This is a genomic window from Acidimangrovimonas pyrenivorans (genome assembly GCF_042643245.1).
GTDB lineage: Bacteria > Pseudomonadota > Alphaproteobacteria > Rhodobacterales > Rhodobacteraceae > Acidimangrovimonas > Acidimangrovimonas pyrenivorans.
Window position 1 is genome coordinate 54,556 of sequence record NZ_JBHRSK010000014.1, and the last position, 16,047, is coordinate 70,602.

The window sequence follows — 16,047 nt, forward strand, 5'->3', positions numbered from 1 at the left end:
TGTCTAGTCTGCGCCCGGGTCACGACGGCCCGCTTGAATCAGTCTCCGTGGGAGCGAAGGGCCCATCGGCCCGGTGCCGGAGATAGGGAGGAGCATGATGAGGAAACTTACCGCCATTCTGGCGTCGCTGGCGCTTGGCGCCTCGCTGGCGGCCGTGCCGGCCGCCGCGCAGGACAAGGGCACCATCGGCATCGCGATGCCGACCAAGAGCTCGGCGCGCTGGATCGCCGACGGCAACAACATGGTCAAGCTGTTCCAGAAGGCCGGCTACAAGACCGACCTGCAATATGCCGAGGACGATATCCCGAACCAGCTGGCCCAGATCGAGAACATGATCACCAAGGGCGACAAGGTGCTGGTGATCGCCGCCATCGACGGCACCACGCTGTCGAACGCGCTGGAAAACGCCGCCGCCTCGGGGATCAAGGTGATCGCCTATGACCGGCTGATCCGCGACAGCAAGAACGTCGACTATTACGCCACCTTCGACAACTTCAAGGTCGGGATCGAGCAGGCCAATTCGCTGGTCGAGGGGCTGAAGCAGCGCTTCCCCGACACCCACCCGTGGAATGTCGAGCTGTTCGGCGGCTCGCCCGACGACAACAACGCCTTCTTCTTCTACAACGGCGCGATGTCGGTGCTGCAGCCGATGATCGACAAGGGCGACATCAAGATCGTCTCGGGCCAGATGGGCATGGACAAGGTCGGCACCCTGCGCTGGGACGGCGCGGTGGCGCAGGCGCGGATGGATAACCTGCTCTCGGCCTTCTACACCGACAAGCATGTCGACGGCGTGCTGTCGCCCTATGACGGGCTGTCGATCGGCATCCTGTCCTCGCTCAAGGGCGTCGGCTACGGCTCGGGCGACATGAAGATGCCGATCGTCACCGGCCAGGACGCCGAGATCCCCTCGATCAAGTCGATCGAGGCGGGCGAGCAGTATTCGACCGTGTTCAAGGACACGCGCGAGCTGGCCAAGGTCACCGTCGAGATGGTCGACGCCATGCTCTCGGGCGGCAAGGTGCCGGTCAACGACACCAAGACCTACAACAACGGCGTCAAGGTGGTGCCGTCCTACCTGTTGCCGCCGGTTCTGGTGAACAAGTCGAACTACGAGAAGGTGCTCGTCGGCTCGGGCTACTACACCAAGAAACAGCTGATGTAATCCCCGACATCGGCCGACTGGCCCCGCCGCCGCTTCCCCGTGGCGGGGCCCCCTTCAATTCAAAGACGGACGAGGCCATGGTCCCGATCCTAGAGATGCGCGGCATCACCAAGACCTTTCCGGGCGTCAAGGCGCTCGACGACGTCACCTTCCAGGTCATGCCGGGCGAGATCCACGCCCTCGTCGGCGAGAACGGCGCCGGCAAGTCGACCCTGATGAAGGTGCTGTCCGGGGTCTATCCCCATGGCAGCTACGACGGCGAGATCCTGTTCGAGGGCCAGCCGATGGCCTTTGGCGGCATCCATGACAGCGAGGCCCGCGGCATCATCATCATCCACCAGGAACTGGCGCTGGTGCCGCTGCTGTCGATCGCCGAGAACATCTTCCTCGGCAACGAGATCACCCGGCGCGGCGCCATCGACTGGCACCAGACCTACAGGCGGACCGAGGAGCTGCTGGCCAAGGTCGGGCTGCGCGAGGATCCGCAGCTGCCGGTCGACAGCCTCGGCGTCGGCAAGCAGCAGCTGGTCGAGATCGCCAAGGCGCTGTCGAAGAAGGTCAAGCTCTTGATCCTCGACGAGCCGACCGCCGCGCTGCAGGAGCATGACAGCCAGAAGCTGCTCGACCTCTTGCTCGAGTTCAAGGCGCAGGGCATCACCTCGATCCTGATCAGCCACAAGCTCAACGAGATCGACCGCGTCGCCGACCGGCTGACCGTGCTGCGCGACGGCGCCACCGTCTCGCACATGGACCGGGGCGAGATCTCCGAGGCCCGGATCATCCGCGACATGGTCGGGCGCGACATGGCCCACCGCTTCCCCGAGCGCACGCCCGAACTGGGCGAGACGCTGTTCGAGGTCAGGGACTGGAACGTCTTCCACCCGCAGCATCCCGACCGGCAGGTGATCCGCAATGCCTCGCTCACCGTGCGGCGCGGCGAGGTCGTCGGCATCGCCGGGCTGATGGGGGCCGGCCGCACCGAATTCGCGATGAGCCTGTTCGGCCGCAGCTGGGGCCAGAAGATCAGCGGCAGCGCCACCCTGAACGGCCGGCCGGCCGACCTCAGCTCGGTCCCCGCCGCCGTTGACGCCGGGCTGGCCTATGTCACCGAGGACCGCAAGGAACTGGGGCTGGTGCTGGACGAGACCATCCTGCGCAACACCACGCTGGCCAACCTGCCCGCGGTCTCGACCCGCGGCGTGATCGACGCCAACCGCGAGCGCAAGGTGGCCGAGGACTATCGCAAGGCGCTGGGCACCCGGACGCCCTCGGTCTTCCAGAAGGTGGTCAACCTGTCGGGGGGCAACCAGCAGAAGGTGGTGCTGGCCAAGTGGCTGTTCACCGATCCGCAGGTGCTGATCCTCGACGAGCCGACGCGCGGCATCGATGTCGGCGCGAAATACGAAATCTACGCGATCATCAACCAGCTGGCCGAGCAGGGCCGCGGGGTGATCGTGATCTCGTCGGAGATGCCCGAGCTGCTGGGCATGTGCGACCGGATCTACGTGATGAACAAGGGAACCTTCGTCGGGGAACTGACGCGGGAGGAGGCCAGCCAGGAGCGGATCATGGAGAAGATCATGGCCGCCGAAGCTGCGATGACGGAGAGCGTGTGACAATGGACGAACAACCTGCGATCGCCGAAGCGGCGGGGCTGGCCGCGCCGGACCGGGGCCGGGGCACGGTCGGCGCCTATCTGAAGAACAACATGCGCCAATACGGCATGCTGCTGGCGCTGGTCGCGATCATGGTCTTCTTCCAGATCATGACCGACGGCACCCTGATGAAGCCGGTCAACCTGACCAACCTGTTCCTGCAGAACAGCTATATCGTCATCATGGCGCTGGGCATGCTGCTGGTCATCGTCTCGGGCCATATCGACCTGTCGGTCGGCTCGGTCGTCGGCTTCATCGGCGGTCTGGCGGCGGTGATGATCGTGCAATGGCACTGGCCGGTGATCCTGGCGCTGCCGGTCTGCCTGATCATCGGCACGCTGGTCGGCGCGGCCCAGGGCTACTGGATCGCCTATTGGCGCATCCCCTCCTTCATCGTCACCCTGGCCGGGATGTTGGTCTTCCGCGGCGCGACGCTGTGGCTGCTCAACGGCCAGTCGGTCGGGCCGTTCCCGCGCGGCTTCCAGGCGCTGTCGACCGGCTTCGTGCCCGACATCTTCCCCTGGGTCGCGCCGATGCTCGGCCTCGCCCGGCTCAACGCGCTCGCCTTCCTGCTGGGCCTGATCACCGCCGGGGCGATCCTGATGCTGGCCTGGCGCAACCGGGCGCGCGCCGCCGCCCATGGCATGGCCGACGAGCCCTTCGGCGTCTTCCTCGGCAAGAACGTCCTGATCGCCGTCGCCATCGCCTATATCGCCTGGCTGCTGGCCACCTATCGCGGCTTGCCCAATGTGCTGATAACCATGGCGGTGCTGATCGTCGCCTACATGTTCGTCACCAACTCGACCACCACCGGCCGCCGCATCTACGCCATCGGCGGCAACGAGAAGGCGGCCAAGCTGTCGGGCATCAATACCGAGCGGCTGGTCTTTCTCGGCTTCGCCAACATGGGCTTCCTCGCCGCGCTGGCCGGGCTGATCTTCGCCGCCCGGCTCAACACCGCGACGCCCAAGGCCGGGTTCTCGTTCGAGCTCGACGTCATCGCGGCGGTGTTCATAGGCGGCGCCTCGATGTCCGGCGGGGTCGGCACCATCGTCGGGGCGGTGGTCGGCGCCTTCATCATGGGGGTGATGAACAACGGCATGTCGATCCTCGGCATCGGCATCGACTACCAGCAGATGATCAAGGGGCTGGTGCTGCTCGCTGCCGTGATCTTCGACGTCTACAACAAATCCAAATCGCACTGAGGCCGCCCATGCATCTTTCCCAGCTCAAACAGGGCGGCGTCGTGCGCCGCATTGGCGAGGACGCCCGCATGGTGCCCGGAGCGACCACCATCCTCGCCCTGGCGCAGGAGGCGATTGCGCAGGGCAGGGGGCTGGCCGATCTGGTCGCGTCGAAGGGCGCGGGCGAAGCGGTCGACCTGCCGGCGCTGCTCGCCGCCGGCAAGCTCGACACGCCGGTCCGACATCCCGACCCGGCCCATCTGCACCTCACCGGCACCGGCCTGACCCATACCGGCTCGGCCTCGGCCCGCGACGCGATGCACGCGGTCGAGGGCGAGATGACCGACAGCATGAAGATGTTCCGCATGGGGATCGAGGGCGGCAAGCCGGAAAGCGGCGAGGGCGTCCAGCCCGAGTGGTTCTACAAGGGCAACGGCGACGCGCTGGTCGGGCCGGGCGCGGCGCTGCTGTCGCCCGCCTTCGCGCAGGACGCCGGCGAGGAGCCCGAGATCGCCGGCCTCTACCTGATCGGCCCGGACGGCACGCCCTGGCGGCTGGGCTTCGCGCTCGCCAACGAGTTCTCGGACCACGTCACCGAGAAGGGCAACTACCTCTGGCTCGCCCATTCCAAGCTGCGCCCGGCCGCCATCGGCCCGGAGCTGCTGGTCGGCGATCTGCCGACCGATATTCGCGGCACCGCCCGCATCCGGCGCGGTGGCGCGACGATCTGGGAAAGGCCCTTCCTCTCGGGCGAGGCGAACATGTCGCACTGGATCTCGAACCTGGAACATCACCACTTCAAATACGGGTTGTTCCGCCGCCCGGGCGACATCCACGTCCACATGTTCGGCACCGCGACGCTGTCCTTCAGCGACGGCATCCGCACCGAACCGGGCGACGTCTTCGAGATCGCGGCGCCGGAGTTCGGCCTGCCGCTGACCAATCCCCTGGCTGAAGAGCCCGCCCGCGACGTCGCGGTGCAGGCGCTCTGAAAGGACCCGAGATGAGCTTCACCCCCGCCCCCTGGCCGCGCCGCCTGCGTTCGCAGGAATGGTATGAAGGCACCTCGAAAGACGCGATCTACCACCGCAGCTGGATGAAGAACCAGGGCCTGCCGGCGGACCTGTTCGACGGCCGGCCGGTGATCGGCATCTGCAATACCTGGAGCCAGCTGACGCCCTGCAACGCCCATCTGCGCGACCTGGCTGACCGGGTGCGCCACGGCATCTACGAGGCCGGCGGCCTGCCGGTCGAGTTCCCGGTCTTCTCGCCCGGCGAAAGCTCCTTGCGGCCGACGGCGATGATGTATCGCAACCTCGCCGCGATGGATGTCGAGGAGGCGCTGCGGGCCAACCCGATCGACGGCGTCGTGCTGCTGGCGGGCTGCGACAAGACCACGCCGGCGCTTCTGATGGGGGCGGCCAGCGTCGACATCCCGGCGATCGTGGTCTCGGGCGGGCCGATGCTGAACGGCTGGTTCCGGGGCGAGCGCGTCGGCTCGGGCACCGCGCTGTGGCAGATGAGCGAGGCGATCAAGGCCGGCACCATGACCGAGGCCGATTTCCTCGAGGCCGAGCAGGCGATGAGCCGCTCGGCGGGCTCGTGCAACACGATGGGCACCGCCAGCAGCATGGCCAGCATGGCCGAGGCGCTGGGCATGGCGCTGTCGGGCAATGCCGCGATCCCGGCGGTCGACAGCCGCCGCCGGGTCATGGCCCATCTGACCGGCCGCCGCATCGTCGACATGGTCAAGGACGACCTCAAGCCCTCGGACATCCTCACCCGTCCGGCCTTCGAGAACGCGATCCGGGTCAACGGCGCCATCGGCGGCTCGACCAACGCCGTCATCCACCTGCTGGCCATCGCCGGCCGGGTCGGGCTCGACCTGACGCTTGACGACTGGGACAGGCAGGGCCGCGACATCCCGACCATCGTCAACCTGATGCCGTCGGGCAAATACCTGATGGAGGAGTTCTTCTATGCCGGCGGCCTGCCGGTGGTGATCAAGGCGCTGGGCGAGGCCGGGCGCCTGCATCGCGACGCGCTGACCGTCTCGGGCGGCGGCATCTGGGACGAGGTCAAGGACGTCCGCAACTGGAACGACGACGTCATCCGCCCCTTCGACAAGGCGCTGACCGCGCAGGGCGGCATCGCGGTGGTGCGCGGCAATCTCGCCCCCGGCGGCGCGGTGCTGAAACCCTCGGCCGCCAGCCCGCATCTGCTGACCCATCGCGGCCGCGCGGTCGTCTTCGAGAGCATCGAGGACTACAAGGCCAGGATCGCCGACGAGGACCTGGATATCGACGAGAGCTGCGTCATGGTGCTGAAGAATTGCGGCCCGCGCGGCTATCCCGGCATGGCCGAGGTCGGCAATATGGGCCTGCCGCCCAAGGTGCTGCGCAGGGGGATCACCGACATGGTGCGGATCTCGGACGCGCGGATGTCGGGCACCGCCTACGGCACCGTGGTGCTGCACACCAGCCCCGAGGCCGCGCGCGGCGGGCCGCTGGCGGTGGTGCGCGACGGCGACATGATCACGCTCGACGTGCCGAACCGCAAGCTCGAGCTGGAAATCTCGGACGCCGAACTGGCCGAGCGGCTCGAGGCCTGGCGCGCGCCGGTCGAGCGGCCCCCGGGCGGCTGGGCCCAGCTTTACCACGACCATGTCGAGGGCGCCGATACCGGGGCCGACATGGATTTCCTCAAGGGCTGCCGCGGCAACGCGGTCGGCCGCGAAAGTCACTGAGGCAGAGATGAGCATTCCCGTTACCGTCGTCGGCATCGGCAAGATCGCCCGCGACCAGCACCTGCCGGCCATCGCCGGCAACCCCGATTTCCACCTCGCCGCTGCCGTCTCGCGCCACGGCACGGTCGAGGGCGTGCCCAACTTCACCGATTTCGACCGCTTCCTCGCCGAGGGGCCGGCGGGGCCGGTGGCGCTCTGCACCCCGCCTTCGGTGCGGCTGGAGATGGCGCTGAAGACCATCGCGGCGGGGCGCGACCTGTTGATCGAGAAGCCGCCGGCGGCGACCCTGGGCGAGATCGAGACCATATCTGCGGCGGCGCGCGACGCAGGCGTCGTGCTCTTCGCCACCTGGCATTCGCGCTTCGCCCCCGCCGTCGCCCCGGCCCGGGCCTGGATCGCCGAGCGCAAGGTCGAGCGGGTGACGATCACCTGGAAGGAGGACGTCCGCCGCTGGCATCCGGGCCAGGCCTGGATCTGGCAGCCCGGCGGCTTCGGCGTCTTCGATCCCGGCATCAACGCGCTGTCGATCCTGACCGAGATCCTGCCCGGGGCGATCCATGTCGGCGCCGCGACGCTGGAAGTGCCGCAGAACTGCGCCACCCCGATTGCGGCGCAACTGGCGATGACGGCGCGCGGCACGGTTCCCGTGGCGGCCGCGTTCGACTGGCGCCACGAGGGAGTGCAGACCTGGGATATCGAGGTCGAGGCCTCGGGCCAGCGCCTGACCCTGGGCATGGGCGGGGCGCAGATGGCCATCGACGGCACGCCGGTGGACCTGCCGGCCGAGGCCGAGTATCCCGAGATCTATCGCCATTTCGCCCGGCTGGTCGCCGCGCGCGAGAGCGATGCCGATTTCGCGCCGCTGCGGCTCTGTGCCGACGCCTTCCTCGTCGGCCGCCAGGTTGCCGTGGCGCCCTTCACCGAGTGACGTCCGCACGAGAAAGGACACGGATATGACCAAGCAATTCCACGGCGATCACCTGATCGCCGGGCGCCGCGTTCCCGGCCCCGCCCGCTTCGCCTCCGCCCCGGTCAGCGGCGCGCCGCTGCAGGTCTCGGAAGGCACCGGGGCCGAGGTCGCGCAGGCGGTCGAGGCCGCCGAGGCCGCCTTCGCCAGCTTCGGCTGGACCAGCCGGGCCGAGCGCGCGGCGCTGCTCGAGGCCATCGCCGACGCCATCGAGGCGCGCGCGGCCGAGATCACCGCCATCGGCGTCGCCGAGACCGGCCTGCCCGAGGCCCGGCTGGAGGGCGAGCGCGGCCGCACCACCGGTCAGCTGCGCCTCTTCGCCAGCCATATCCGCGAGGGCACCTATCTCGACCGCCGGGTCGACGCCGCGCTGCCCGACCGCCAGCCGCTGCCGCGGCCCGAGATCCGGATGATCCAGCGCCCGCTCGGCCCGGTCGCCGTCTTCGGCGCCTCGAACTTCCCGCTCGCCTTCTCGACCGCCGGCGGCGATACCGCCTCGGCGCTGGCGGCCGGTTGCCCCGTCGTCGTCAAGGGCCACCCGGCCCATCCCGGCACCGGCGAGATCGTCGCCGAGGCCATCGCCGAGGCCATCGCGCGGCAGGGCATGGAGCCGGGCGTGTTCTCGCTCGTCCAGGGCAGCACCCGCGAGGTCGGCGCCGCGCTGGTCACCCATCCGCTGATCCGCGCCGTCGGCTTCACCGGCAGCCTCGGCGGCGGCAAGGCGCTGTTCGACCTCTGCGCCGGGCGGCCCGAGCCGATCCCGTTCTTCGGCGAGCTCGGCAGCGTCAACCCTATGTTCCTGCTGCCCGGCGCCCTTGCCGCGCGCGGGGATCAGATCGGCCAGGGCTGGGCCGGCTCGCTGACCATGGGCGCGGGCCAGTTCTGCACCAATCCGGGCGTCGTCGTCGTCACCGACAGCCCCGAGGCCGACGCCTTCGTCGCGGCCGCCAAGGCGGCGCTGGCGGCGGTGCCGGAACAGGTGATGCTGACCGAGGGCATCGCCAGCGCCTACCGCGCGGGCCGTGACCGGGTGGCGGCGACGGCGGGCGTGCAGCAGGTGCTGACCAGCACCTGCGACCTGCGCAACGCCACGCCCTATCTCTACGAGACCACCGGCTCCGAGTGGCTGGCCAATGCCGCGCTGGGCGAGGAGGTCTTCGGTCCGCTGGGCCTGATCGTCCGGGTCGCGGATGCCGCGGAGATGCGGCAGGTGGCCGAGAGCCTGCAGGGCCAGCTCACCTGTGCGCTCCACATGGAGCCGGGCGACACGGTGCAGGCGCGTGGCCTGATGCCGGTGCTGGAGCGCAAGGCGGGGCGGGTGCTGGCCAACGGTTTCCCGACCGGGGTCGAGGTCTGCGACGCCATGGTCCATGGCGGGCCCTATCCGGCCAGCACCAATTTCGGCGCCACCTCGGTCGGCACGCTGGCGATCCGGCGCTTCCTGCGCCCGGTCTGCTACCAGAACATCCCGGCCGAGCTGCTGCCCGAGGACCTGCGCGACCAGTGACCGGCGCGGCCCCGCCCGGCGTTCGGGCGGGGCGGCAGGGTGGGGCGGTTACTCCGCCGCCACCTTGTCCTGGGTCTTGGTGTCGAAATCGCTGGCGTCGTGGCGCTCGTGCAGCTGCATCTCGGGATCGCCGAAGGTGCGGTTGACCATCCGGCCGCGCTTCACCGCCGGCCGGGCGTCGATGGTCTCGGCCCATTTCACCACGTTGGTGTAGCTCTTGACGTCGAGGAACTCGGCCGCGCCATAGAGCCGGCCGAGCACGAGCTGGCCATACCAGGCCCAGATCGCGATGTCGGCGATGGTGTAGACGTCGCCGGCGATGAAGGGCCGCTCGGCCAGTTGCCGGTCGAGCACGTCGAGCTGGCGCTTGGCCTCCATCGCGAAGCGGTCTATCGGGTATTGCCATTTCTCGGGCGCATAGGCGTAGAAATGGCCGAAGCCGCCGCCGAGATAGGGGGCGCTGCCCATCTGCCAGAACAGCCAGGACAGGCATTCGGTCCGGGTGGCATGGTCCTCGGGCAGGAAGGCGCCGAACTTCTCGGCCAGGTAGAGCAGGATGGCGCCGGATTCGAACACCCGCTGGGGCGTCTCGCCGCTGCGATCCATCAGCGCCGGGATCTTCGAGTTCGGGTTGATCGCGACGAAGCCCGAGCCGAACTGGTCGCCGTCACCGATATTGATCAGCCAGGCGTCGTATTCGGCGCCTTCGATGCCCAGGGCCAGCAGCTCCTCGAGCATCACCGTCACCTTGACCCCGTTCGGCGTGGCCAGCGAGTAGAGCTGGAGCGGGTGACGGCCGACCGGCAATTCCTTGTCATGGGTCGGCCCGGCGATGGGGCGGTTGATACTGGCAAACTTGCCGCCGCTCTGGCTGTCCCAGGTCCAGACCCTGGGCGGGGTATAGGTCGTCTCGGTCATCTCGCATTCCTTCGGATGGCGGGGCCGGGCGGGCCGGTCCCGTGTCGCGCTATTCGTCCTGCAGGGCCAGACTTATCCCGCCGGGCGCCGAAGGCAACCGCCCGCGGATTGCGGCGGCCGAGTCGGAAGGCGCGCCCGTGCCGGCGCCGACAGGACAAGGCGCCGTAGCCCATTTCGCGCGCTCTCGTCGCGCCGGGGTCGGGACGGGCCCGGCCGGCGGGCCTGACGGAGGATTTTGTCACCCACCGGACAGGCGCCGTGGCGGTTGTGTCGAACTTGGCCTAATCGCTTGCCGCTAGGGAGGAATTTGCCGTTGAGCGCGGCGAGGCCGGGGTGCATTTTCTGCGTCTGCGAGCAAATCTTTTTACAGCTTGACACAAAATCTGTCGAGTTATTTACAGAAAAATCATTTTTTAATAAAGAGTTGTTGCGAAATTTTCCATCTGCCCCCAACATGTGATCACTTCGGTCCGTCGGCAGCCGCCGGGCTGAACAGGGGTACGCGCAATGAGGAGGTGCTTGCCCCGCTCGGATAAACGGGAGGAACATCATGTCCAAAACAGATCTGTCTCGCCGCCGCGTGCTGAAGACCGGCCTCGTTGCCGGCGCGGGCCTCGCCATGCCCACGATCTTCACCGCCTCGCAGGCGCGGGCCTTCACCAATGCCCCGGGCGCCAGCGCGGTGACGCTGGGCTTCAACGTGCCCCAGACCGGCCCCTATGCCGACGAGGGCGCCGACGAGCTCAAGGCGTTCCAGCTGGCGGTCAAGCACCTCAACGGCGAGGGCGACGGCGGCATGCTCAACACCTTCTCCTCGAAGGTGCTCGAGGGCAACGGCATCCTCGGCCGCAAGGTCGGCTACGTCACCGGCGACACCCAGACCAAGTCTGACGCCGCGCGCGCCTCGGCCAAGTCGATGATCGAGAAGGACGGTGCGATCATGATCTCGGGCGGTTCGTCCTCGGGCGTCGCCGTGGCCGTGCAGGGCCTGTGCCAGGAAGCCGGCATCATCTTCATGGCCGGCCTGACCCACTCGAACGACACCACCGGCAAGGACAAGAAGGCCAACGGCTTCCGCCACTTCTTCGATGCCTACATGTCGGCCGCCGCGCTGGCGCCGGTGCTCAAGGACATGTACGGCGCCGACCGCAAGTTCTACATGCTGACCGCCGACTACACCTGGGGCTGGACCCAGGCGGCCTCGATGAAGGAATTCATGGAGAATGCCGGCTGGTCGATGGTGCAGGACGTCAAGACGCCGCTGGCCTCGACCGATTTCTCGTCCTACCTCGCCCCGGTGCTGAACTCGGGCGCCGACGTGCTGATCCTGAACCACTACGGCGGCAACATGGTGAACTCGCTGACCCAGGCGGTGCAGTTCGGCATGCGCGACAAGATGGTCAACGGCAAGCAGTTCGAGATCGTCGTGCCGCTGATCTCGGAACTGATGGCCAAGGGCGCCGGCGAGAACATCAAGGGCATCCCGGGCTCGTCGAACTGGAACTGGAAGCTGCCGGACGAGGGCACCAAGGCCTTCGTGCAGTCCTACGGCAAGGAATACGGCGTCCCGCCGAGCCAGGCCGCGCAGACCTGCTACGTGCAGACCCTGCTCTATGCCGACGCCGTGGCTCGCGCCAAGAGCTTCGATCCCTGCGCGGTCGTCGAGGCGCTGGAAGGCTTCAAGTTCGACGGCCTCGGCAACGGCCCGACGCTGTATCGCGCCGCCGACCACCAGTGCTTCAAGGACGTGCTGGTCGTCACCGGCAACGAGAAGCCGGACAACGAGTATGACCTGCTGAACGTGGCCCAGGTCACGCCGGTCGACAAGGTCATGTACGAGCCGGACAACAAGTTCTTCGCCGGCGGCGACCTCGGCCAATGCAACTCGGGCGCCTGATCTAGAAGGCCCTGAACAGTGACAGCCGGGCCGCGTGCGGAATGTGCGCGGCCCGCGGACACATACCAACACCAGACATGCCAACACCTCGGTGGGGATATGGACGCGATCATCCTGCAAACACTCAACGGCCTGGACAAGGGCAGCGCCTATGCGCTGATCGCGCTCGGCCTGACGCTGATCTTCGGCACGCTCGGTGTCGTCAACTTCGCCCATGGCGCGATGTTCATGGTCGGCGCCTTCTGTGCCGTGACCATGCGGCGGATCCTCAATCTGTCCTACGAAACGGTCGATCCGACCAAGAAGGACTTCCTGGGCAATCCGCTGAAGGTCCAGACGCCCTATGTCGAGCACTGGTTCGGCCATGATCTCGGCGGCGCGATCATCAACTGGTCGGTGCCGATCGCCATCCTGCTGGCGATCCCGGTGATGATCGGGCTGGGCTTCCTGATGGAACGCGGGCTGATCAAGCATTTCTACAAGCGCCCCCATGCCGACCAGATCCTGGTGACCTTCGGCCTGGCGATCGTGCTGCAGGAGATCATCAAGCAATTCTACGGTGCCAACCCGATCCCGACGCCGGCGCCGTCGCAATTCGCCGGCGCGATCGACTTCGGCACCCTGATCGGCTTCCCGGCCGGGGCGATCATCTATCCCTACTGGCGCCTGATCTATTTCCTGTTCTCGGCCGTGATCATCGGTGGCGTGTTCAGCTTCCTGCAGTTCACCACCTTCGGCATGGTGGTCCGCGCCGGCATGGCCGACCGCGAGACGGTGGGCCTCTTGGGCATCAACATCGACCGCCGCTTCACCATCATGTTCGGCATCGCCGCCGCCGTGGCCGGCCTGGCGGGGGTGATGTATACCCCGATCAACTCGCCCAACTACCACATGGGCATGGATTTCCTCGTCCTCAGCTTCGTCGTCGTCGTGGTCGGCGGCATGGGCAGCCTGCCCGGCGCCGTCGCCGCGGGCTTCCTGCTCGGGGTGCTGGAATCCTACGCGTCGCTGAACTGGGTCAAGGAGTTCCTGCCCGGCATCGACCAGATCATCATCTACCTAATTGCCATCATCGTTCTTCTGACCCGTCCGCGTGGTCTGATGGGACGCAAGGGCGTGATGGAGGACTGACATGCTCGGACTCTCGAAGAAAGACTTCATCTTCCTGGTCGTCGTCTTCCTGCTGACGATCTCGGCCCCGATCCTGCTCAACCCGTTCCCGGAAGGCTCGGCCATGGCCCAGTTCAACGCGGGCTACCCGGACCTGATGCAGCGGATCGCGATCTACGCGATCTTCGCCGTCGGCTTCAACATCCTGTTCGGCCTGACCGGCTACCTGTCCTTCGGCCATGCCGCCTTCCTCGGGGTCGGCAGCTATTCGGCGATGTGGATGTTCAAGCTGCTGAGCATGAACATCATTCCGGGCATCCTGCTCAGCGTCGCCATCTCGGGCCTGTTCGCGCTGCTGATCGGCTTCATCTCGCTGCGCCGCTCGGGGATCTACTTCTCGATCCTGACGCTGGCCTTCGCCCAGATGTCTTTCAACCTGGCCTATTCTGTGCTGACCCCGCTGACCAATGGCGAAACCGGGCTGCAGCTGACCCTGCAGGACCCGCGCATCTTTGACGCGGCCAACACCACCGGCTCGCTGCCCGACACCAACCTGTTCGGCCTGGCGATGAACTCGACCGCCAAGGTCGAATTCATGGGGCGGCTGTTCCAGTTCAACATCGGCTACTACGTCTGCGGCCTGATCTCGGTGCTGATGTTCTACATCGCCCTGCGCATCTTCCGCTCGCCCTTCGGCATGATGCTGCGCGCGGTGAAGTCGAACCAGCAGCGGCTGAACTATACCGGCCTCAACGCGCGGCCCTACACCCTGGCGGCCTTCGTCATCTCGGGCATGTATGCCGGCCTGGCCGGCGGGCTGATGGCCAGCATGGACCCGCTGGTCGGCGCCGAGCGGATGCAGTGGACCGCCTCGGGCGAGGTGGTGCTGATGACCATCCTCGGCGGCGCGGGCACCATGCTCGGCCCGGTGCTGGGGGCCGGCTTCATCAAGTATTTCGAGAACATCTTCTCGAAGATCAACGAGGGCGTGCTGCACAGCTGGTTCTCGGCCCTGCCGCACGCGATCCAGGACCCGCTGGTCTGGATCGTCGCCCGCTTCACCGGCGAGGGCTGGCACCTGACGCTGGGCCTGCTGTTCATGCTGGTGGTGATCTTCCTGCCCGGCGGCCTGATCGAAGGCGGCCAGCGCATCGGCCGGCTGCTGTCGCGGCGCAAGCGCCCGGGCGGCGACGATCCCGAGCATCATCCGAAACCCGCCCCCCACGTGGCCGAATAAGGAGCGCCGACAGATGGGTATCCTTGAAGTCAAGAACGTCAACAAGCGGTTCGGCGGGCTGCAGGCGCTGGGCGACGTCAACCTGTCGATCGCCGAGAACACGGTGCACGCGATCATCGGGCCGAACGGGGCGGGCAAGTCGACCCTGCTCAACTGCCTCGTCGGCAAGCTGATCCCCGATACCGGCTCGGTGCTGTTCGACGGCATCTCGGTGCTGGGGCGCAAGCCGCACGAGATCAACCAGCTGGGCATCTCCCGCGTCTTCCAGACGCCCGAGATCTTCGGCGATCTGAGCGTGCTGGAGAACGTGATGATCCCCTGTTTCGCCAAGCGCGACGGGTCGTTCCGGATGCATGCCTTCGAGTCGGTCGCGGCCGAGGAGGAGATCGTCGCCAAGGCCGAGCAGATGCTCAAGGACGTGCGCATGTACGAAAAGCGCGGGCTGCATGCCGGCTCGCTCTCGCGCGGGGACAAGCGGCGGCTCGAGATGGCGATGTGCCTGGTGCAGGGGCCGAAGCTGCTGCTCTTGGACGAGCCCACCGCCGGCATGGCCCGGGCCGACACCAACAACACCATCGACCTGCTGAAAGAGATCAAGGCCAGCCGCGACATCACCATGGCGATCATCGAGCACGACATGCATGTCGTGTTCTCGCTGGCCGACCGGATCACCGTTCTGGCCCAGGGCACGCCGCTGGTCGAGGACACGCCCGCGAACATCAAGGGCAATCCGAAGGTCCGCGAGGCCTATCTCGGCGAAGCGGCGGATTAAGGGAGGGCGCAATGCCGACGACACTGATCGAAGACACCAAGACCGGCAAGGTCGAGCGCCGCGACTTCTCGAAGAACGCCAACCATGCCGAGACGGCGCCCGCCTTCCTCTCGGTCTGGGACCTGCATGCCTATTACGGCGAGAGCTACATCGTCCAGGGCGTCAGCTTCAACGTCCACGAGGGCGAGATCCTCGCCCTGCTGGGCCGCAACGGCGCCGGCAAGACCTCGACCCTGCGCGCCATCGCCCGGCTCGACAATCCGCGGCTGACCCATGGCGAGGTCTGGCTCGACCACCAGCCGCTGCATTCGATGGCTTCCTATCAGGCCTCGGCCGCCGGCATGGCGCTGGTGCCCGAGGACCGGCGGATCATCCCCGGCCTGACGGTCGAGGAGAACCTGCAGCTGGCCCAGATCGCGCCGCCGATCGGCTGGTCGCTCGACCGGATCTACACGCTGTTCCCGCGCCTGGGCGAGCGCCGCAAGCAGGAGGGCGTGACCCTGTCGGGCGGCGAGCAGCAGATGCTGGCCATCGCCCGGGCGCTGGCGCGCGACATCAAGGTGCTGCTGCTGGACGAACCCTACGAGGGTCTGGCGCCGGTCATCGTCGACGAGATCGAGAAGACGCTGAACATCATCAAGGAGCAGGGCATCACCACGGTGATCGTCGAGCAGAACGCGGTCCGCGCGCTCAAGCTCGCCGACCGGGCGGTGATCCTCGATACCGGCTCGGTGGTGTTCGACGGCACCGCCAAGGAAGTGCTCGACAATGCAGAGCTGCGGGCCGAGTACCTGGCGATCTGATCGGCGTTCAGTTGAGAGAGTAGGGTCCGCCGGTTGGCGGGCCTGTTTCGTTGGGGTGTCGCGCAGGAGATCTCCGTGCTCCGCGT

The 16,047-nt window shown here is 67.3% G+C and carries 13 protein-coding genes; 12 read left to right on the plus strand and 1 reads right to left on the minus strand.

Going from position 1 to position 16,047, the window contains the following annotated elements; genetic code table 11:
• The first annotated feature begins 97 nt into the window (after positions 1-97).
• The 7 genes from chvE (at position 98) to ACFOES_RS16005 (ending at position 9,224) form a co-directional block, all read left to right on the plus strand.
• Positions 98-1,165 carry a multiple monosaccharide ABC transporter substrate-binding protein gene (gene chvE / locus ACFOES_RS15975; protein WP_377834339.1) on the plus strand — a complete coding sequence of 356 codons (1,068 nt, stop codon included), beginning with the start codon at positions 98-100 and terminating at the stop codon, positions 1,163-1,165.
• Positions 1,166-1,242: 77 nt separating this feature from the next.
• Positions 1,243-2,781, plus strand: coding sequence for a multiple monosaccharide ABC transporter ATP-binding protein (gene mmsA, locus ACFOES_RS15980; protein WP_377834341.1), 1,539 nt, complete (start codon positions 1,243-1,245; stop codon positions 2,779-2,781).
• A 2-nt stretch (positions 2,782-2,783) separates the two neighbouring features.
• Positions 2,784-4,025 carry a multiple monosaccharide ABC transporter permease gene (gene mmsB / locus ACFOES_RS15985; RefSeq protein ID WP_377834343.1) on the plus strand — a complete coding sequence of 414 codons (1,242 nt, stop codon included), beginning with the start codon at positions 2,784-2,786 and terminating at the stop codon, positions 4,023-4,025.
• Between the two features lie 8 nt (positions 4,026-4,033).
• On the plus strand, positions 4,034-4,996 hold the full coding sequence (araD1, locus tag ACFOES_RS15990) for an AraD1 family protein (protein ID WP_377834345.1): 963 nt from the start codon (positions 4,034-4,036) through the stop codon (positions 4,994-4,996).
• An 11-nt stretch (positions 4,997-5,007) separates the two neighbouring features.
• Positions 5,008-6,750 (plus strand): L-arabinonate dehydratase, encoded by a 1,743-nt coding sequence (araD, locus tag ACFOES_RS15995; protein WP_377834347.1) that lies wholly within the window; start codon positions 5,008-5,010, stop codon positions 6,748-6,750.
• A 7-nt stretch (positions 6,751-6,757) separates the two neighbouring features.
• A complete protein-coding gene (locus ACFOES_RS16000; protein ID WP_377834349.1) occupies positions 6,758-7,678 on the plus strand; it encodes a Gfo/Idh/MocA family protein in 921 nt (306 codons plus the stop codon).
• Positions 7,679-7,703: 25 nt separating this feature from the next.
• Positions 7,704-9,224, plus strand: a complete 1,521-nt coding sequence (locus ACFOES_RS16005; protein WP_377834351.1) for an aldehyde dehydrogenase (NADP(+)) — start codon at positions 7,704-7,706, stop codon at positions 9,222-9,224.
• Between the two features lie 48 nt (positions 9,225-9,272).
• On the opposite strand, the gene yghU is transcribed toward ACFOES_RS16005, so the two are convergent.
• Positions 9,273-10,142: a glutathione-dependent disulfide-bond oxidoreductase gene (gene yghU / locus ACFOES_RS16010; RefSeq protein WP_377834353.1), complete on the minus strand. Its 870-nt coding sequence runs from the start codon at positions 10,140-10,142 to the stop codon at positions 9,273-9,275.
• Between the two features lie 550 nt (positions 10,143-10,692).
• On the opposite strand from yghU, the gene ACFOES_RS16015 reads away from it, so the two are divergent.
• From ACFOES_RS16015 to ACFOES_RS16035, 5 genes are all read left to right on the plus strand, one after another.
• On the plus strand, positions 10,693-12,039 hold the full coding sequence (locus ACFOES_RS16015) for a substrate-binding protein (RefSeq protein WP_377834355.1): 1,347 nt from the start codon (positions 10,693-10,695) through the stop codon (positions 12,037-12,039).
• A gap of 99 nt (positions 12,040-12,138) precedes the next feature.
• A complete protein-coding gene (locus ACFOES_RS16020) occupies positions 12,139-13,170 on the plus strand; it encodes a branched-chain amino acid ABC transporter permease (protein ID WP_377834357.1) in 1,032 nt (343 codons plus the stop codon).
• 1 nt (position 13,171) lies between these two features.
• Positions 13,172-14,386, plus strand: coding sequence for a branched-chain amino acid ABC transporter permease (locus ACFOES_RS16025; RefSeq protein ID WP_377834359.1), 1,215 nt, complete (start codon positions 13,172-13,174; stop codon positions 14,384-14,386).
• A 13-nt stretch (positions 14,387-14,399) separates the two neighbouring features.
• Entirely contained in the window at positions 14,400-15,158 is a 759-nt protein-coding gene (locus ACFOES_RS16030; protein ID WP_377834361.1) for an ABC transporter ATP-binding protein, read from the plus strand.
• 11 nt (positions 15,159-15,169) lie between these two features.
• Positions 15,170-15,961: an ABC transporter ATP-binding protein gene (locus ACFOES_RS16035; protein WP_377834363.1), complete on the plus strand. Its 792-nt coding sequence runs from the start codon at positions 15,170-15,172 to the stop codon at positions 15,959-15,961.
• Positions 15,962-16,047: the final 86 nt, after the last annotated feature.